Origin of the sequence: Microbacterium sp. CFBP 8794 (assembly GCF_014841235.1) — a bacterium.
Taxonomy (GTDB): Bacteria; Actinomycetota; Actinomycetes; order Actinomycetales; family Microbacteriaceae; genus Microbacterium.
Window position 1 is genome coordinate 292,254 of the sequence record NZ_JACYTT010000003.1, and the last position, 17,545, is coordinate 309,798.

The 17,545-nt window shown below is 70.4% G+C and carries 18 protein-coding genes; 11 read left to right on the plus strand and 7 right to left on the minus strand.

Annotated elements, in window-relative coordinates; translation table 11 throughout:
* Positions 1-16 precede the first annotated feature (16 nt).
* Positions 17-937 carry an alpha/beta fold hydrolase gene (locus IFU19_RS08845; protein ID WP_191915779.1) on the minus strand — a complete coding sequence of 307 codons (921 nt, stop codon included), beginning with the start codon at positions 935-937 and terminating at the stop codon, positions 17-19.
* 65 nt (positions 938-1,002) lie between these two features.
* Here IFU19_RS08845 and tsaB point away from each other — a divergent pair, with 65 nt between their 5' ends.
* The 4 genes from tsaB to IFU19_RS08865 are packed head-to-tail and all read left to right on the plus strand — an operon-like array spanning position 1,003 to position 3,771.
* Positions 1,003-1,635: a tRNA (adenosine(37)-N6)-threonylcarbamoyltransferase complex dimerization subunit type 1 TsaB gene (gene tsaB, locus IFU19_RS08850; RefSeq protein ID WP_192013465.1), complete on the plus strand. Its 633-nt coding sequence runs from the start codon at positions 1,003-1,005 to the stop codon at positions 1,633-1,635.
* Positions 1,635-2,228: a ribosomal protein S18-alanine N-acetyltransferase gene (gene rimI, locus IFU19_RS08855; protein ID WP_055833961.1), complete on the plus strand. Its 594-nt coding sequence runs from the start codon at positions 1,635-1,637 to the stop codon at positions 2,226-2,228. Before tsaB ends, rimI begins: the two co-directional genes overlap by 1 nt.
* Entirely contained in the window at positions 2,228-3,328 is a 1,101-nt protein-coding gene (gene tsaD / locus IFU19_RS08860; RefSeq protein WP_192013466.1) for a tRNA (adenosine(37)-N6)-threonylcarbamoyltransferase complex transferase subunit TsaD, read from the plus strand. The genes rimI and tsaD overlap by 1 nt, the downstream gene beginning before the upstream one ends.
* A complete protein-coding gene (locus IFU19_RS08865) occupies positions 3,325-3,771 on the plus strand; it encodes a hypothetical protein (protein WP_192013467.1) in 447 nt (148 codons plus the stop codon). Before tsaD ends, IFU19_RS08865 begins: the two co-directional genes overlap by 4 nt.
* 9 nt (positions 3,772-3,780) lie before the next feature.
* Here the strand turns inward: IFU19_RS08865 and IFU19_RS08870 are convergent, their stop codons facing one another.
* Positions 3,781-4,968 carry a class I SAM-dependent methyltransferase gene (locus IFU19_RS08870; RefSeq protein WP_055936178.1) on the minus strand — a complete coding sequence of 396 codons (1,188 nt, stop codon included), beginning with the start codon at positions 4,966-4,968 and terminating at the stop codon, positions 3,781-3,783.
* 129 nt (positions 4,969-5,097) lie between these two features.
* Here IFU19_RS08870 and groES point away from each other — a divergent pair, with 129 nt between their 5' ends.
* The 3 genes from groES (at position 5,098) to IFU19_RS08885 (ending at position 7,965) form a co-directional block, all read left to right on the plus strand.
* Positions 5,098-5,394: a co-chaperone GroES gene (gene groES, locus IFU19_RS08875; protein WP_039394204.1), complete on the plus strand. Its 297-nt coding sequence runs from the start codon at positions 5,098-5,100 to the stop codon at positions 5,392-5,394.
* A 140-nt stretch (positions 5,395-5,534) separates the two neighbouring features.
* Entirely contained in the window at positions 5,535-6,476 is a 942-nt protein-coding gene (gene rarD / locus IFU19_RS08880; RefSeq protein ID WP_191926431.1) for an EamA family transporter RarD, read from the plus strand.
* 205 nt (positions 6,477-6,681) lie between these two features.
* The gene (locus IFU19_RS08885; protein ID WP_055833974.1) at positions 6,682-7,965 is read left to right on the plus strand and encodes an ABC transporter substrate-binding protein; all 1,284 of its coding nucleotides are present in this window, start codon (positions 6,682-6,684) and stop codon (positions 7,963-7,965) included.
* A 168-nt stretch (positions 7,966-8,133) separates the two neighbouring features.
* Here the strand turns inward: IFU19_RS08885 and IFU19_RS08890 are convergent, their stop codons facing one another.
* The 5 genes from IFU19_RS08890 to IFU19_RS08910 form a co-directional block, all read right to left on the minus strand.
* Complete coding sequence (locus IFU19_RS08890) at positions 8,134-8,871, minus strand: hypothetical protein (RefSeq protein ID WP_191915786.1); 738 nt, start codon at positions 8,869-8,871, stop codon at positions 8,134-8,136.
* Between the two features lie 104 nt (positions 8,872-8,975).
* Complete coding sequence (locus IFU19_RS08895; RefSeq protein WP_055833979.1) at positions 8,976-9,758, minus strand: ABC transporter ATP-binding protein; 783 nt, start codon at positions 9,756-9,758, stop codon at positions 8,976-8,978.
* A complete protein-coding gene (locus IFU19_RS08900; protein ID WP_055833982.1) occupies positions 9,758-10,690 on the minus strand; it encodes an ABC transporter ATP-binding protein in 933 nt (310 codons plus the stop codon). Before IFU19_RS08900 ends, IFU19_RS08895 begins: the two co-directional genes overlap by 1 nt.
* On the minus strand, positions 10,683-11,663 hold the full coding sequence (locus tag IFU19_RS08905; protein ID WP_055936190.1) for a branched-chain amino acid ABC transporter permease: 981 nt from the start codon (positions 11,661-11,663) through the stop codon (positions 10,683-10,685). Before IFU19_RS08905 ends, IFU19_RS08900 begins: the two co-directional genes overlap by 8 nt.
* A gap of 11 nt (positions 11,664-11,674) precedes the next feature.
* Positions 11,675-12,973 carry a branched-chain amino acid ABC transporter permease gene (locus IFU19_RS08910; RefSeq protein WP_070408515.1) on the minus strand — a complete coding sequence of 433 codons (1,299 nt, stop codon included), beginning with the start codon at positions 12,971-12,973 and terminating at the stop codon, positions 11,675-11,677.
* A gap of 300 nt (positions 12,974-13,273) precedes the next feature.
* Here IFU19_RS08910 and guaB point away from each other — a divergent pair, with 300 nt between their 5' ends.
* The 4 genes from guaB to IFU19_RS08930 all read left to right on the plus strand — a co-directional run bounded on the left by guaB (position 13,274) and on the right by IFU19_RS08930 (position 17,543).
* Complete coding sequence (gene guaB / locus IFU19_RS08915) at positions 13,274-14,776, plus strand: IMP dehydrogenase (protein ID WP_055833991.1); 1,503 nt, start codon at positions 13,274-13,276, stop codon at positions 14,774-14,776.
* 73 nt (positions 14,777-14,849) lie between these two features.
* Positions 14,850-15,530 (plus strand): TMEM175 family protein, encoded by a 681-nt coding sequence (locus IFU19_RS08920; protein WP_055835854.1) that lies wholly within the window; start codon positions 14,850-14,852, stop codon positions 15,528-15,530.
* 15 nt (positions 15,531-15,545) lie between these two features.
* The gene (locus tag IFU19_RS08925; RefSeq protein ID WP_055833994.1) at positions 15,546-16,661 is read left to right on the plus strand and encodes a GuaB3 family IMP dehydrogenase-related protein; all 1,116 of its coding nucleotides are present in this window, start codon (positions 15,546-15,548) and stop codon (positions 16,659-16,661) included.
* Between the two features lie 12 nt (positions 16,662-16,673).
* Entirely contained in the window at positions 16,674-17,543 is an 870-nt protein-coding gene (locus IFU19_RS08930; RefSeq protein ID WP_342343396.1) for an SURF1 family protein, read from the plus strand.
* The last annotated feature ends 2 nt before the right edge of the window (positions 17,544-17,545 follow it).

The following is a 17,545-nucleotide window of genomic DNA, read 5'->3' on the forward strand; positions in this document are numbered from 1 at the left end:
CATCCGCCGACCAGGCTCAGGCGCGCGCGTCGGAGCGGCGTCGCGCCGGAGCGCGGTCGGCGGCCCACACCTCGCGCAGGGCGCGCAGGGTGAGGACGGGCTGCTCGACGTGGGCGAAGTGCCCGCTGTCATCGAGCACACGGTCGTCGTAGTCGCGCATCAGTCGCCCCCAGGTGCGCGCATCGCGCGCGGCGACGAAGACGTCGTGCGATCCGCGCACCGACCTCACGGGGCACGCGATGCGGCGCCACACCCCGTCGTCGTGGGTGCGCGACAGGCGCGCGGCGGCGAGGAAGGCCGCGGGGCGGATCTCGGTCGCCAGGGCATCGGTGACTTCGCGGTCGACGTGCTCCGGATGCCGGAACAGCGGCCGCGACAGCGTGCGCAGCGCCCCCGTGCGGCGGAGCAGGCGCAGCAGGGGCCCAGCGAGCGGCCCGAGACCTCGCAGCACCCGCATCGCGACCACCATCCCGGCCAGCCAGGGGAGCCGTACGGCGCCGGAGACCGGGCGCCGCGTCACCGCGCGTGCGCCCGCCCCGCTGGGCGACACGACACCGACGGCCACCGTCTCGCGCGGGAAGCGTGCGGCGATGTCGAGGGCGATCACCCCGCCGAGCGAGTGCCCGACCACCCGCCAACGGGGATACCCCAGCGCGCGGGCCACCGCCGCGATGGCGACCGCCAACTCGGCCGGGTCGGGGACGGGCCCCGGTGACTCGCCCCAGCCGGGCAGGTCGAGCGCGACGATGTCCGACAGCGGGAGTCCGAGAGCGTCGGATGCCGCGACCATCGGTTCCCAGGTGCGCCACGATCCGGCGGCACCGTGCAGCAGCACGGTCGCGACCGGGCTGCCCGAACCACGCCCGGCGTGCGCCACGATCGGCCCCACCGACGTGGGGACGACGACACGGCGCAGGCCGAGGCCGATGGCATCCATGCCCTCTCTTCGGAGCAGACCACGAAGTCGGATGGCACAGGGGAGGTGCCGGATACGCTGGAACGGTGATTCTCGGCATCGACACCTCGCTCGGCACCGCCGTGGCCGCGATCTCGCGCGACGGCGAGGTGCTCGTCGACGAGCAGAGCAGCAATCCGCTCGGACACGCCGAGGTCATCGGCGACCTGTTACGGCGGGCCAGCGCGGTCGCCCCCGCGCCGACGCACGTCGCCATCGGCATGGGTCCCGGGCCCTTCACGGGCTTGCGCGTGGGCATCGCGACCGCGCGGGTGTACGCGTTGGGGCGCGGCATCCCCGCCGTCCCCGTCCCCAGCCACGACGGCGTCGCGCTGGGCATTCTGCTCGCCGACGCCCTCACGGGCACCGACACCGGCCGCTTCGCGGTGGTCACCGACGCGCGTCGCAAAGAGTTCGCCTTCAGCATCTACGACGGCCTCGACGACGACGGGCTGCCGGTGCGCGTCACGGATGCCGCTCTCAGCCCGCGCGACGGGCTCGACGAACGACTCGCCGCCGCCGGCGCGCGCCGTTACGACGCCACCGCGGTGTCGGCCGCCATGATCGCGCTCGCCGCCGCGCGGGCGCTCGATGCCGGCCGCACCCTCGCCGACGGCGAGCCGCTGTACCTGCGCAGCCCCGACGTCGTCGCCGCCCACGCGCCCAAGCGGGTGAGCTGATGCCCACCCGCGCTGCCACCTCGGCCGACCTCGACGCGATCATGGCGCTGGAGCACGCGTCGTTCCCCACCGACGCGTGGAGTCCCGCCATGATGCGCGAGGAGCTCGTCTCGCCGCACGGGTGGTACGTCGTCGTCGAAGAGGCCGGCCGGCTCGTCGGCTACGCCGGTCTGCGCGCCGCGCGGGGCGCGCGGGATGCCGATATCCAGACCATCACGATCGCCGAGACGGCGCGGGGCCGAGGTCGCGGCCGGGCCCTGTTGACGGCGCTGCTCGACGAGGCCGTGCGGCGGGACGTGCACGAGGTGTTCCTCGAGGTGCGCGCCGACAACCCCGTCGCCCAGACCCTGTACGCCTCGGAGGGTTTCGCCGAGGTCGGCCGGCGTCCGCGCTACTACCAGCCCGACGACGTCGACGCCCTCGTGATGCAGCTCGATCTGCGCGGGTGGGCCGCCCGCCGCGCCGAGACACGCGGCGGTGAGCCCGGCGACGGGTCCGGTGGATCCGCCGCCCTCTCGGCCACCCCGGCGCCTCAACCCGCCGACGGAGCCGGAACCCCCGCTCCCCCCGCCACCGGAAAGGGCTGGTGCTGATGGACGCGCCCCTCGTACTCGGCATCGAGACCAGCTGCGACGAGACCGGCATCGGCATCGTCCGCGGTCGCACGCTGCTGAGCAACACCATCGCCTCGAGCATGGACGAGCACGCCCGCTACGGCGGCGTCGTCCCCGAGGTCGCCGCCCGCGCGCACCTCGAGGCGCTGCAGCCCTCGATCGACGCCGCGCTCGCCGAGGCGGGCGTGACGCTCGCCGAGCTCGACGCCATCGCCGTCACGAGCGGTCCCGGCCTCGCGGGTGCGCTGATGGTCGGGGTGGGGGCCGCGAAGGGCCTCGCCGTCGCCCTCGACAAGCCGCTCTACGCCGTGAACCACCTGGTCGGTCACATCGCTGCCGACATCCTCGACGACGACGCCGCCGAACTCGAATACCCCACCGTCGCCCTGCTCGTCAGCGGGGGGCACACCTCGCTGCTGCTCGTGCGCGACCTCACCGGCGACGTCGAACTGCTCGGCGAGACCATGGACGACGCAGCGGGCGAGGCGTTCGACAAGGTCGCCCGACTGCTGAAGCTGCCCTACCCCGGCGGCCCCGAGATCGACAGGGCGGCAGCCTCGGGCGATCCCACCGCGATCCGGTTCCCGCGGGGCATGTCGCGCGCCTCCGACATGGCATCCCACCGCTACGACTTCTCGTTCTCGGGCCTCAAGACCGCCGTTGCCCGCTGGGTCGAGCAGCACGAGGCAGCGGGGCAGCCGGTGCCCGTCGCCGACGTCGCGGCGTCGTTCCGCGAAGCCGTCGTCGACGTGCTCGTGACCAAGGCCCTCGACGCGTGTGCGCGCCACGACGTCCCGCGCCTGCTGCTGGGCGGCGGGGTCATCGCCAACAAGCGCCTGCGCGACGTCGCCCTCGAGCGCGCGGCGGCGGCGGGTGTGGCCGTGCGCATCCCGCCGCTGAGCCTGTGCACCGACAACGGCGCGATGATCGCCGCCCTCGCCGCAGAGCTCATCTCGTCGGGGCGCCGGCCCTCGACCCTGGCGTTCGGCGCCGACTCCACCCTGCCGGTGACCGAGATCCAGGTCGCCGAGGATCCCGATGCCGAGGCCCCCGGGCTGCGCTCCGGACGCGTCGCATGAGCGAGGCGGCTCCGCCGACGCGGCGCGCGCGCAAGGTCGCCGAGAGCGTCGAGCCCGCCGACGACCTGCGCGCCGCCATCACCCAGGCGGCGGCGTCCGCTCGGCGCGACGACGAGGGCGACCCGGAGCGCCTGCCCACGGCGCAGCTCGAGATGGCTGCCTTCGGCGATCACGTCATCCCCTACGTCCCGCCGGCGCCGCCCACCCCGCCGTCTCTGGCGCCGTGGGCGCTCGGCGTCTCGATCCTCGCCCTCGGGGCGGCCCTGTTCACCGGCTGGCTCCTGCCGCTCGGAGCGCTCGCGGCGATCATCGCCATCGTGTCGTTGCGCCGCGCGCACGACAGTCGTCGCGTCGCCGCGTGGGCGCTCGCGCTCGCGCTGACGTCGGTGGCGTTCAGCGCCGGGTGGTTGATCTGGGGGTTCTCGCAGCTCGCCGTCGTGTGACGACCGGGCTCACACCCGATCGGCCAGCAGCGCGAGGCGCTTCGAGCCGATGCGGGTGAGCAGCAGGGTCGCCGACTCGTCGCCGCGCAGCGACAGCTTCTTGCGCAGCACGGCGGGGTCGACGTCGACGCCGCGCTTCTTGATCTCCAGGGTGCCGATGCCGCGCGCACGCAGGGCCTGGGCGAGCTTCTTCGGGTCGGCCGGGAGTTCTTCCCGCACGCGGAACGACGATACGAACGGACTCGTGAGGGCGGCGTCCGACGTGAGGTAGGCGATGCCGGGCGCGAGCATGCCCGCCTGCAGCGCGCGGGCGACCTCGCCGATCAGCCGGGCGCGGATGATCGCCCCGTCGGGTTCGTGCACGAAGGCACCCAGCTCGCGCTGCTCGACGTCGGGGGAGTCGGCGGGGGCGGTGAGCTCCCAGGCGTCGGTGCCGCGCACGACGAGGGCCGCACGACGCACGTTCTCGCGGGCCAGCACTCCCGACCACAGCACCAGTTCGATGGTCGACCCGTCGGCGCTGATCCACTGCGCTTCGACGTCGTCGGGAATCCGCCCGCGATCGAAGCCCGGGCCGAGCTTCACACCCCCGGGCGTGCTCTCGAGCAGAGCGAAGACCCACTCGAGCGAGGGCGACCATTCGCTCGACGACACCTGCCGCGTCTCGGAGTGCCCCGCCGTGCGGCGCGCCGGATCGAGCCAGACGGCATCCGTCTGATCGAGGTCGGTGTCTTCGGCGCGGCCGTGCGCGACGGTCACGGTCTCACCGAAGGGGGCGAGGTTGTACGCGGCGATCGCGGCCGTCACCTCGTCGGCGTCGACGGCGTGCACCCGGATGCCGAGCCCCGCCAGTCCGAGGGCGTCGCCGCCGATGCCGCAGCCGAGGTCGGCGACGCGGTCGAGACCGGCGGCGCGGAAGCGTCCGGCGTGGCGGGCGGCGATCGACAGGCGCGTCGCCTGCTCGAGGCCGGCGCGGGTGAACAGCATGCGCTCGGCGAACGGGCCGAACTTGGCCGCTCCGCGCACCCGCAGACGTGCCTGACCGACGACGGCCGACACGAGATCGGGGGAGTGCCCGGCCGCGCGGAGTCGAGAGACGGCTCGGGCCGCGTCGTCGGTGGACTCGATGCCGCCCACCTCGTCGAGCAGGCGGAGGCCGTCGGGCGTCAGCAGGGCGGTGAGCTCGCGGGTATCCACCGATTCAGCCTATGCGGGCGATTGTGTTGGCACTCGCGTTGCGTGAGTGCCAGTGCTTCCCTAGACTCGAATTAGCACTCTCCCCGTGTGAGTGCTGACAAGTCTTCTGTAACGAGAAAGAGGTAGACCGTGTCGGTTTCCATCAAGCCGCTCGAGGACCGCATCGTCATCAAGCAGGTCGAGGCTGAGCAGACCACCGCGAGTGGTCTCGTCATCCCTGACACCGCCAAAGAGAAGCCGCAGGAGGGCGAGGTCGTCGCCGTCGGACCCGGCCGTATCGACGACAACGGCAACCGCGTCCCCCTCGACGTCGCCGTCGGCGACCGCGTGCTCTACAGCAAGTACGGCGGCACCGAGGTCAAGTTCGGCGCCGACGAGTACCTGGTGCTCTCGGCTCGCGACGTGCTGGCGGTCGTCGTCCGCTGATCGCGCAGTCCTGCACGAAGGCCCCGCATGCTCCGGCATCCGGGGCCTTCGTCGTTCCCTCACCCCCCGGCGTCGCGAGGTGGCAGGAAAGTGGTGGGGAACGGCGGCCCGCGGCGTCGCCCCGCGCGTAGGCTGAATCGGTGACCCCCGCCGCCCCTCCTGTCTCCGGCGGCAGTACCCGCGGTGCCCTCTACGCCCTCGGTGCCTATCTGTTGTGGGGCGTCCTGCCGCTCTACTTCCTGCAGCTCAAGCCCACCGGCCCGTTCGAGGTCGTGGCGTGGCGGATCCTTCTCGCCTTCGTCTTCTGCCTGGTGCTGCTCACCGTGCTGCGCGCCTGGCGCCCGTTCCTGGCGATCGTGCGGCAACCGCGGCTCATGGCGCTCACCGCGGTGGCCGGCGTGCTCATCTACGTCAACTGGCAGACGTACCTCTACGGTGCCCTCACGAACCACGTCATCGAGACGAGCCTCGGCTACTTCATCAACCCGATCGTGACGGTGTTACTGGGGGTGCTGGTGCTGCGCGAGCGACTGCGGGTGCTGCCGTGGATCGCGATCGGCATCGCCGTCGCCGCGGTCGTCGTCATCGTGGTGGGCTACGGCACCTTCCCGTGGATCGCGCTGACGCTGGCCTTCTCGTTCGGCTTCTACGGTCTGGTCAAGAAGCAGATCGGGCCCTCGGTCGATGCGGTGAGCGGCCTGACGCTGGAGTCGATGTGGCTGCTGCCCGTAGCCGGTGTGCAGCTGGCCGTCGTCGCGGCGTTCGGCGGTCTCACCCTCGGCACGGCGGGCACGCTGCACACGGTGCTGCTGTTGGCTGCGGGGGCGGTCACGGCCGTGCCGCTGCTGCTGTTCGCCTCGGGCGCCCGTCGCGTGCCCCTCACGGTCATCGGGTTGCTGCAGTTCGTGGCGCCGATCATCCAGTTCGCGATCGGGGTGTGGGTGCTCGGCGAGGCCATGACCCTCGAGCGGTGGATCGGTTTCGCCCTGGTCTGGGTGGCGTTGATCATGCTGAGCGTCGATTCGGTCGTCGCGTCGCGCCGACACCGCCGCGTCGTCGTCGACGTGACGGAGCCCGTCTGACCGGCCAGATCATGCGTTTGTCGTCCCTGCCGACATATCTCCTAGTGCACCGCGACGACGCCGTGTGAAACCGTTATGCGGCCGTGATCGCGACGACTCACATCGTTAACGAACGGCAACACGCAGAAAACGCGCGGCGGCTTAGGTTTAGGACACCAGGCGGTCCTCGTGGGCTGCCCAACGTTCATTCACAGCAAGGAGCACTATGAGCGTCATCACACGTACGCGCACTGGCAAGGTCATCGGCGGCATCGCCCTGATCGGTGCCAGCGCGCTCGTCCTCGCCGGTTGCGCCGGTGGCGGCAACGACGCCGCTGCCCCCAGTGCATCATCCGGCGGCGGCGCCGTGTCAACTGCAGACGGGGCTTTCCACGTCGGCACCATCCTCCCGGCCACGGGTAACCTCGCCTTCCTCGGCCCGCCCGAGGTCGCGGGTGTCAAGCTCGCGATCCAGGACATCGAAGCCACCGGCGACGCGTTCCCGTTCACGACCGAGCTGACCGAGCGCGACTCGGGTGACACCACGACCGACATCGCGACCCAGTCGGCCACCGAGCTCGTCGACGCCGGCGCCGATGTCGTCATCGGTGCGGCTTCGTCGGGCGTGTCCTTCACCTTCGTCGACCAGCTGGTCGACGCGGGCGTCGTGCAGATCTCGCCGGCGAACACCTCGCCGGACTTCACCACCTACGCCGACGACGGGTACTACTGGCGTACCGCTCCATCCGACGTGCTGCAGGGCCGCGTGCTCGGCAACCTGATGGTCGGTGACGGCGCGGCCAACGTCGGCGTCATCTACATCAACGACCCCTACGGCATCGGCCTCAAGGACAACGCGACCAAGGCCATCGAGGCCGCCGGTGGCGAGGTCTCGGTCGCAGTTCCCTACAACCCGGGTGACACGGTCTTCACGTCGCAGGTCGACCAGGTGCTCGCGTCGCAGCCCGACGCCGTCGCGATCATCGCGTTCGAAGAGACGTCGTCGATCATCCCGCAGCTCGTCAGCACGCAGGGCTTCCCGGCGTCGAAGGTCTACTTCGTCGACGGCAACCTGTCGAACTCGTACGAGTTCGCCGCCGGCACGCTGCAGGGCGCCAAGGGAACGCTCCCCGGAAACCCGGCCGACACGTCGTTCCAGTCGCGTCTGAAAGAGGTCGATCCCGCCCTCACCGACTTCAGCTACGCGCCGGAGTCCTACGACGCCGTCATCGTCGCCGCCCTCGCTGCGGCGCAGGCGAAGGACGACTCGGGTACGGCCATCCGCGACAACATGCAGTCCGTCTCCGAGGGGGGCGAGAAGTGCACGACGTTCGCCGACTGCCTCGCGCTCATCAACGAGGGCACGGACGTCGACTACGACGGCGTCTCCGGCCCGATCACCTTCGACGAGAACGGTGACCCGACCGAGGCGTACATCGGCATCTACCAGTACGGTGCCGACAACAAGTACACCCTGCTGAACACGGAGTTCGGCTCGCTCAACGAGTGACCTGACACCGCACGAGGGCCCGGATCCGCCAGGATCCGGGCCCTTCGGCGTTCGTGCGGGCCGGATCGGTGCCGCGCCGGCATCCGCGTCCCGGCGTGCCACGGGCTCTCGGGGCCTCGGAGGGCTCGGCGCGGCCGGCGGCAGCCCTCCGCGGCCTCGGCCCCGGCGTCAGGGGGTCAGGCCGCAGACGGAGGCGGTGAAGGCGAGCAGGGCATCGGCGACCGCCTGCGGCCGGTCGAGCGGAACGACGACGTCCCGGCCGTCGACCCGCGCGACGAGGTCGAACAGGGTGCCCACCTTGTCTTCGGCGATGGCGTGGGCGTCGCAGCGGATCGGCGTGACCGGCACCGTGGTGGTCGTGGGGGCGTCGCCGGCGGCGACGGTGAGGCCGAGAGGCGCCTCCGTGCCCTGCGGGAAGCGCAGCAGCGGGGTCCCGCGCAGGGAGACGAGCTCGACGCTGCCCGCCGTGGCATCCGGGGTCGGCTCGATCGACAGCAGCAGAGCGGCGGTCCCGTCGCCGGACACCGACACCGCGGTGGCCGAGACGCGGGCGACGGATGCCAAGGCCTCGCGGTCGCATTGCGTCGCGCTCAGGCGGGGGAGCACCCCGAGGGCGTCGTCGACCGCCACGGTCTGCTCGAGCGTTCCCCGGTCGTCGCTCACGCCGAGCACGGCTCGCGGGCCGGCGTCGGCGGCCTCCGGATCGCAGCGCGAATCGGGGAGTGCGACGGGAAGATCGATCGTGCGCCCCGGCTGCAGCGTCTCGGGGCGTTTCGTGTCTCCGCCGCCCGTCGCGGCGAGCAGGGGCGAGCGCAGCACCGCCGAGGTCACGGTGACCGCGGCATCCGAGGTGTTCGTGACGCGGAGCTGCACGCGCCCCGAGACGATGTCGCCCCGCTGCTGCACGAGCGTGACAGACAGCGGGGGAGGCGCGGGAGGTGCGCCCGCGCATGCCGCGAGCGCGACGCCCACCAGGGTGAGCGCCGCGCTCGCGGTGTATCGACGTGGGATCAGGCCGGGGGCTCCTGGTGGTCGCGCTTGGCGTCCTCGTCGGCGGCCAGCGTTCCGAGGTACAGCTCGATGACGCGGGGATCGGTGAGCAGCTCGCGGCCGGTGCCGGTGTACGCGTCCTTGCCCTGGTCGAGCACGTAGGCCCGGTGGCAGATCTGCAGGCAGCGGCGGGCGTTCTGCTCGACCATGATGATGGTCACGCCGGCGCGGTTGATCTCGGCGACGCGCAGGAACGTCTCGTCCTGACGCACGGGCGACAGGCCTGCCGAGGGCTCGTCGAGCAGCAGCACCGACGGGTCCATCATGAGCGCGCGGCCCATGGCGACCATCTGCCGCTCACCGCCCGACAGCGACCCCGCCCGCTGGCGGCGACGCTTGCCGAGTTCGGGGAAGAGCCCCGTGACGAATTCGAAGCGCTCCGCGAAGGCCTTGGGACGTTGGAAGAGACCCATCTGCAGGTTCTCTTCGATCGACAGGCTCGGGAACACGTTGTTGTTCTGCGGCACCATCCCGACGCCCTTGCCCACGAGCTTGTCGGCCTTCAGCGTGGTGATGTCTTCGCCGTTCAGCAGCACGGAGCCGCCACGGATCTTCACCTGGCCGAAGATGGCCTTCAGCAGCGTCGACTTGCCGGCGCCGTTCGGGCCGATGATGCCGATCAGGTCGCCCTGGTAGGCGTCGACCGTGCAGCCGTTGAGGATGTTGACCCCGGGCAGGTACCCGGCGACCAGGTCGTCGGTGCGCAGCACCGCGGTGCGCGTGGCGGTTGCGGTGTCGGACATCAGAGCTTCCCGTCCTTCTCGTCGGCGATGAGCTCCGCCTCCGCCTCGGCGGCGGCTTCGGCTTGGATGGTCTCGAGCTGCGACGTGGTCATGTCGCCGAGATCGGTGTCGTGGTGCGCGCCCAGGTAGGCGTCGATGACGGCCTGGTCGGTCATGACGGTCTCGGGCGGCCCCTCGGCCACCACGCGACCCTCCGCCATGACGATGACCCAGTCCGAGATGTGACGCACCATGTGCATGTCGTGCTCGACGAACAGCACGCTCATCCCCTCGCTCTTGAGGTTGAGGATGTGACCCAGCAGGCTCTGCGTGAGCGCCGGGTTGACGCCCGCCATGGGCTCGTCGAGCATGACGAGCTTGGGGTCGCTCATGAGCGCGCGGGCCATCTCGAGGAGCTTGCGCTGGCCGCCCGAGAGCGACGCGGCGAAGTCCTCGCGCTTGGCGTCGAGCTTGAAGCGGCGCAGCAGGTCGTCGGCCCGTTCGGTGTTGGCCTTCTCTTGCGAGCGCCAGATCGAGGGGATCAGGGCGCGGAAGATGTTCTCGCCCTTCTGCCCACGGGCGCCCAGCAGCATGTTCTGCAGCACCGAGAGGCGCCCGAGCGACTTGGTGAGCTGGAACGTGCGCACCATGCCCTGCCGCGAGACCTTGAACGCGGGCACGCCGGCCAGGTTCGACCCCTCGAAGCTCCACCGGCCGGTGTTGGGCTTGTCGAAGCCCGTCAGCAGGTTGAACAGAGTGGTCTTACCGGCACCGTTGGGGCCGATCAGCGCGGTGATCTGCCCGCGGGGGATCTCGAGGTGCTCGACGTCGACGGCTTTCAGGCCGCCGAACTGGCGGGTGACGCCGTCGGCGACGACGATCGGGTCGACCTTGGCGCAGCCGGGTCCGACCTCGCCCTTGACGAGCGGATGGGTGACGGTGGTGTCAGACATTGAACGACAGCTCCTTCTTGTTGCCGAAGATGCCCTGTGGTCGGAAGATCACGAGGAGCATCAGTCCGATGCCGACGAGGATGAAGCGCACCTGGCCCGCCTGGGTGGTGGACATGAAGCCCAGGATGCCGACATCGCGGAGCCCCACGATGATGCCGTTCGACAGCGACAGCAGCACCCAGAACAGGGCTGCTCCCACGATCGGTCCGAGCAGGGTGGCGGCGCCACCGAGCAGCAGTGCGGTCCAGACGAAGAAGGTGAGCGCGGTGCCGTAGTTTCCGGGCTGCACGGCGCGGGGGAGGATGAAGATCACTCCCGCGAGGCCGCCCATGACACCGCCGAGCACCAGCGCCTGCATCTTGTACGAGTAGACGTTCTTGCCGAGGCTGCGCACGGCGTCTTCGTCTTCACGGATGCCCTTGACCACACGGCCCCAGGGGCTGCGCATGAGCACGTAGACGAGCAGGGTCGCGATGATGACGAGTCCCCAGCCGAAGATGCGGACCCACCAGTCGTTCGCCGAGTAGGTCCACGGCCCGATGCCGTAGGTACCGGCCGGCAGCGGGTTCAGCGCCTGGAACTCGCGGTTGTACCCGTTGAGGCCCTGCGAGCCGCCCGTGACGTTGGTCAGGCCGACGGTCGAGACGACGTAGCGCACGATCTCGGCGGCCGCGATGGTGACGATCGCGAGATAGTCGGCGCGCAGTCGCAGGGTCGGGATGCCGAGAAGGAACGCGAACAGCACCGACGCGACGATCGCGACCAGGATCGCGAGCCACACGGGGGCCGAGAACGACAGCGTCGCGATCGCGAAGGCGTACGCGCCGACGGCCATGAAGCCCGCCTGTCCGAAGTTCAGCAGACCTGCGTAGCCGAAGTGGACGCTCAGGCCGATCGCGGCGAGGGCGTAGGCCGCGGTGGTCGGGCTGATGAGCTCGCCCGCGGCGTTGTTGAAGATTGAAAGCCAGTCCATGTCGTCGTTCCTCAACCGATCCGCTCTTTACGACCGAGCACACCTTGCGGCCGGAAGAGCAGCACGCCGATGAGCACGATCAGGGCCACCGCGTACCGGAGGTCGGGTGGGATGACGATGGTGGACAGTTCCGTGATGATGCCGATGATCAGCGAACCGACCAGGGCGCCGAAGGCACTGCCCAGGCCGCCGAGGGTGACGGCGGCGAACAGCAGCAGCAGGATCGCGAAGCCCATGTCCCAGGTGACGCCGCGGTACAGGCCGTAGAGGACGCCCGAGAGGCCCGTCAGGCCACCGGCCAGCATCCAGACGATGCGGATGACGCGGTCGACGTTGATGCCGGACGCCGCGGCGAGCGACGCGTTGTCGCTGACGGCGCGGGTGGCCTTGCCGATGCGGGTGCGGGTCAGGAAGTAGGCCACCGCGCCGAGCATGACGACGCTGACGCCCATGCTGATGATCGAGGTGAGCGTGACCGTCACCGGGCCGATCGTGACGTTGTCGGTGATGCCGGTGTCGATGTTGCGCGTGCCGCCGTCGAAGAAGTAGAGGTACAGGTAGCGCAGCACGATCGACAGACCGATCGTGACGATCAGCACTTGGACCAGCCCCACCCCGCGTTTGCGCAGAGGTTTGAACAGGACGGCATCCTGTGTCCAGCCCAGCGCGACCGAGAGCGCCACGGTGAGCAGCACCGCCAGGATGATGTTCCAGCCCATGGCCGTGAACATGTAGAAGATGATCGCGCCGAAGGTGAGCATCTCGCCGTGCGCGAAGTTGTTGACGCCCGTCGTGCCGAAGATCAGCGAGATGCCGATGGCGGCCAGGGCGAGCAGCAGGCCGAAGTTGAGGCCGTAGAAGAAGCGCGAGAACAACGTGTCCCAGATCGAGCCGCTCGCCGCCGTTCCCTCACCGGTGGGGAAGAGCACGTTGACCGTGTTCGTCGTTCCCACCGTGACGTCACGCGTGACGTTGTCGGGGTCGCGGGGTGCGACACCGTCGGGCAGCGTGTCGACCTGGAGCTCGGCGGTGTAGCTGCCGGGCCCGGGAACCGCGACCGACCAGCGACCGTCGGCACCGGTCGTGCCGACCTCCGAGAAGCCGGAGCCCTCGACCGAGATCTCGACGCCCTCGAGCGGTTCATCCTCGGCGCGGATGATGCCGCCGATCGTGTACTGCGATGAGACGTCGCCCGTTCCGGTCGTGGCGGCGGGTGTTGGTGCGGTGGTGGCGGCTGCGCTCGCAGGTGACGCGAAGAGCAGGCTCAGGACGGCTATCGCACTCGCGAGGAGCGAGACGACGGCAGCCATGCGGGATAGGGATCGCGATCGTGTCGCGGTGGGGGAGGAATGACCCACGGAGTCTCCAGTTCGGCAGCGCTGACGAAGTCGTCCGTCAGCTTCGACGGTCGACGCTACGAGCGTAATGTGTCGAGGGTGTTTCGCCGACCGCGTCGTTAGCGAACCGTGTCATGAGGATTGCGCGTCGCGGCCACCTGCACGGGAACAATTCCCAGGGTCCCGACGCTTAGAATTACGGGCGGAGCGCTTCGCGCGCCCCGGCCGACGTCGTCCTTTTTTCGAACAGGCGCCGCGCGCGCAGGAGGATCCATGGAGCAGCACGACCCCTTCGGTTTCATCGGACTGACCTATGACGACGTGTTGCTCCTTCCCGGGCACACCGACGTCATCCCGAGCGAGGCCGATACGTCGTCGCGTCTCACCCGTCGCATCACCGTGGCGACGCCTCTGCTCTCCAGTGCGATGGACACCGTCACCGAGGCCCGCATGGCTATCGCGATCGCCCGGCAGGGTGGCATCGGCATCGTGCACCGGAACCTCTCGATCGAGGACCAGTCGTCGATCGTCGACCAGGTCAAGCGCAGCGAGTCGGGCATGGTCTCGAACCCCATCACCACGACCCCGGATGCCACGGTTGCCGAGGTCGACGCGATGTGCGCCCAGTACCGCATCTCGGGTCTGCCGGTGGTCGACCCCGACGGCGTGCTCGTGGGCATCATCACCAACCGCGACATGCGTTTCGTCTCCGGCTTCGAGCGTCAGACGACGCTGGTGAAGGACGTGATGACCAAGGACGGGCTCATCACGGGCCACGTCGGCATCCACGCCAACGACGTCATCGCGACTTTCGCGAAGCACCGGGTCGAGAAGCTCCCCCTCGTCGACGAAGACGGAAAGCTCGCCGGCCTCATCACCATCAAGGACTTCGACAAGAGCGAGAAGTACCCCCTCGCCACCAAGGACGACCAGGGTCGGCTGCGCGTCGGCGCCGCCATCGGTTTCTTCGGCGACGCCTGGCAGCGCGCCGAGGCGCTGCGCGACGCCGGTGTCGACGTCCTCGTCGTCGACACCGCCAACGGGCAGTCGGCCGGCGTCATCGACATCGTCACCCGCCTCAAGGCCGACGCGTCGTTTGCGCACATCGACGTCATCGGCGGAAACGTCGCGACGCGCGAGGGCGCTCAGGCGCTCATCGACGCGGGAGTGGATGCCGTGAAGGTCGGCGTCGGACCGGGGTCGATCTGCACCACCCGCGTCGTGGCCGGCGTGGGCGTGCCGCAGGTCACCGCGATCTACGAGGCCGCACAGGCCGCGATCCCCGCGGGCGTGCCGGTCATCGCCGACGGTGGTCTGCAGTACTCGGGCGACATCGCCAAGGCGCTCGTCGCCGGCGCCGACACCGTCATGCTCGGTTCGCTCCTCGCCGGCACCGACGAGTCGCCGGGCGAGATCGTCTTCCAGGGCGGCAAGCAGTTCAAGCAGTACCGCGGCATGGGCTCGCTCGGTGCGCTGCAGACCCGCGGCAAGAAGACGTCGTACTCGAAGGACCGCTACTTCCAGGCCGACGTGCCCAGCGACGACAAGCTCATCCCCGAGGGCATCGAGGGCCAGGTCCCCTACCGCGGCCCCGTCGCCGCGGTGGCGTACCAGCTCATCGGCGGCCTGCGTCAGTCGATGTTCTACGTCGGCGCCCGCACCGTCGAGGAGCTCAAGAGCAAGGGTCGCTTCGTGCGCATCACGTCGGCGGGTCTGAAGGAATCGCACCCGCACGACGTGCAGATCGTCGTCGAGGCGCCGAACTACAAGAAGTAACGCGGTTCACGAGGGGCCGGGCAGGCGACTGCCCGGCCCCTCGTCGTTCCGCTCCCGCGACTACGCTGTGCGCATGATCCGACGCAGGAGCCACCCCGAGGCGTCGCTCTCGGCGCGGCGGACCGAGGCGTTCACCGATGGCGTGTTCGCGATCGCCGCGACCCTGCTCGTGCTGGGCCTCACCGATCAGTCGCTGGGGACGATCCGTACGAACGACGACCTCGCGGCCGGTCTCGTGGGTCTCGCGCACCCCGTCTTCTCGTTCGTCATCAGTTTTCTGCTCCTGTGCCTCATGTGGATGACGCACGTGCGGCAGTTCGAGTACATCGCGCGGATCGACGCGCTCGGCATGTGGATCAACAGCTTCCGCCTGCTGCTCGTGGTCCTGGTGCCTTTCACCTCGTCGCTCAACACCACCTACGACGATCTGCTCCTGGGGCGCGTGCTGCTGCCCGTCAACTTCTTCCTCGCGATCCTGCTCGGCTGGATCCAGTGGGTGTGGGCGGCGCGGTCCGGTGCGATCCCCGACCTCTCGCGCGACGACGCCCGTCGCATGGGGCGTGCGGGATTCAGCGCCGTGGTGCTGGGTCTCGTCGCGATGGCGCTGAGCCCGGTGATCGGGTCGATGGCGTTCCTGGTGTTCCTCTTCGACGGACTCCTCACGCGAATCCTCCGCGGCGGCAACGACCTCGCCGCGCCCGCCGATGCCGCCCGCGCTCCCGACCCCGGCGGCGATGTCGAAGGGCGCGGGTAGGCTGGAGGGGTGACCATGGAGATCGACCTCGGCCGCGCCAAGCGCGCCCGCCGCGCCTACACCTTCGACGACATCGCCGTCGTGCCGTCGCGGCGCACGCGCAACCCCGAAGACGTCTCGACGGCGTGGACCATCGACGCGTTCCCGTTCGAGATCCCCGTGCTCGGTGCGCCGATGGACTCCGTGGTGAGCCCGCGCACCGCCATCGAGCTCGGTCGTCTCGGCGGCCTCGGCGTGCTCGACCTCGAAGGCCTCTGGACGCGCTACGACGACCCCGAGCCCCTGCTGGCCGAGATCGCGACGCTGGCCGATGCCGACGCCACCCGGCGCATGCAGCAGCTGTACGCCGAGCCCATCAAGCCCGAGCTGGTGCGCGACCGCCTCGCCGAGGTGCGCGCCGCGGGGGTCACCGTCGCCGGCGCCCTCACCCCGCAGCGCACGCACGACCTGTACGAGACCGTCGTCGCCGCGGGCGTCGACCTGTTCGTCATCCGCGGCACCACGGTCTCGGCCGAGCACGTCTCGAGCGGCGTCGAGCCGCTCAACCTCAAGAAGTTCATCTACGACCTCGACGTCCCCGTCATCGTCGGTGGGGCGGCCACCTACACAGCGGCGCTGCACCTCATGCGCACGGGCGCCGCGGGCGTCCTCGTCGGCTTCGGCGGCGGTGCCGCCTCGACCACCCGCGCCACGCTCGGCCTGCACGCGCCGATGGCCACCGCCGTCGCCGACGTCGCCGGCGCCCGCCGCGACTACCTCGACGAGTCGGGCGGACGTTACGTGCACGTCATCGCCGACGGAGGCGTGGGCACCTCGGGCGACATCGTGAAGGCCCTCGCCATGGGTGCCGATGCGGTCATGCTCGGCGTGGCGCTCGCCCGCGCCACCGACGCCCCGGGCCGCGGATTCCACTGGGGTCCCGAAGCGCACCACCCCAAGCTGCCGCGCGGCCACCGCGTCGCGGTCGACCGCGTCGGACCGCTCGAGCAGGTGCTCTTCGGGCCGGCGCCCGTCGCCGACGGCACCGCGAACCTCATCGGAGCCTTGAAGAAGTCGATGGCGACCACCGGGTACTCCGACCTCAAGGAGTTCCAGCGGGTCGAGGTCGTCGTCGCCCCCTACGGGCACTGATACGGAGACCGAGTGACCGTCACCCCCGCGACCCGACCGGAGCCGCCGCGGATCTTCCCGCCCACCCTGCGGGAGGTCATGCTGCGACCCCGGTGGATCGCGCTGCTGGCGTTCTCGCTCGTCGTCGCCGGTGCCCTCGCGTGGCTGGGGCAGTGGCAGCTGGGCCGCGCGATCGACACCTCGCCGCCCGAGCCCGGCCTGACCGAGAACGTCCAGCCGCTCGCCGACGTCGTGCAGCCCGGCGCGTACCTGCCCGAGCCGCAGGTCGGGCAGCGCGTCGAGGTGAGCGGCCAGTGGGTGGCATCCGACTTCATCGTCGTGTCGTCTCGTTTCAACGACGACGTCGAGGGGTACTGGGTCACGGGCCAGCTGCGCATCACGGGTACCGCTGAGCCCACGTCGGTCGCCGTCGCCACGGGCTGGACCGCCTCGCGCGAGCAGGCCGACGCCGCTGTCGAGGAGCTCCAGGCCGCCGTCGACGCCGACCCCACCGCGACCGTCGAGGTCACGGGTCGTCTCATCTCCGACGAAGGCCCGTCCGTTCCGCCCCGGGGGGCCGACACCCAGACCCTCACCCGCATGTCCCCGGCGATGCTCCTCGGCCGGTGGCACGACGTCGACGACCTGCGGGTGTACCGCCAGTACATCGCCTCGCAGGCCGCCATCGGGCCCCTCGAGCCGATCGCCTCACCGGCGCCCGACGAGGGTTCGAGAGTGAACTGGCTGAACATCTTCTACGCGGCGGAGTGGGCGATCTTCGCCGGCTTCGCGCTGTACCTCTGGTACCGCCTCGCACGTGACGCGTGGGAGAAAGAGGTCGAAGATCTCGAAGACGAGTACGCCGACGCGCTCGCGGCGGGGGCCTCGGCAACCCACGACTAGAC

What these genes read in the sequence shown, in the direction of transcription:
- IFU19_RS08920 (WP_055835854.1), top strand. Translation starts at nt 14,850, where the DNA reads ATGATCCGACGCAGGAGCCACCCCGAGGCGTCGCTCTCGGCGCGGCGG.
- IFU19_RS08910 (WP_070408515.1), bottom strand. Translation starts at nt 12,973, where the DNA reads ATGGCTGCCGTCGTCTCGCTCCTCGCGAGTGCGATAGCCGTCCTGAGC.
- IFU19_RS08845 (WP_191915779.1), bottom strand. Translation starts at nt 937, where the DNA reads ATGGATGCCATCGGCCTCGGCCTGCGCCGTGTCGTCGTCCCCACGTCG.
- guaB (WP_055833991.1), top strand. Translation starts at nt 13,274, where the DNA reads ATGGAGCAGCACGACCCCTTCGGTTTCATCGGACTGACCTATGACGAC.
- IFU19_RS08885 (WP_055833974.1), top strand. Translation starts at nt 6,682, where the DNA reads ATGAGCGTCATCACACGTACGCGCACTGGCAAGGTCATCGGCGGCATC.
- rimI (WP_055833961.1), top strand. Translation starts at nt 1,635, where the DNA reads ATGCCCACCCGCGCTGCCACCTCGGCCGACCTCGACGCGATCATGGCG.
- IFU19_RS08895 (WP_055833979.1), bottom strand. Translation starts at nt 9,758, where the DNA reads ATGTCCGACACCGCAACCGCCACGCGCACCGCGGTGCTGCGCACCGAC.
- IFU19_RS08925 (WP_055833994.1), top strand. Translation starts at nt 15,546, where the DNA reads ATGGAGATCGACCTCGGCCGCGCCAAGCGCGCCCGCCGCGCCTACACC.
- IFU19_RS08900 (WP_055833982.1), bottom strand. Translation starts at nt 10,690, where the DNA reads ATGTCTGACACCACCGTCACCCATCCGCTCGTCAAGGGCGAGGTCGGA.
- IFU19_RS08905 (WP_055936190.1), bottom strand. Translation starts at nt 11,663, where the DNA reads ATGGACTGGCTTTCAATCTTCAACAACGCCGCGGGCGAGCTCATCAGC.
- tsaD (WP_192013466.1), top strand. Translation starts at nt 2,228, where the DNA reads ATGGACGCGCCCCTCGTACTCGGCATCGAGACCAGCTGCGACGAGACC.
- IFU19_RS08865 (WP_192013467.1), top strand. Translation starts at nt 3,325, where the DNA reads ATGAGCGAGGCGGCTCCGCCGACGCGGCGCGCGCGCAAGGTCGCCGAG.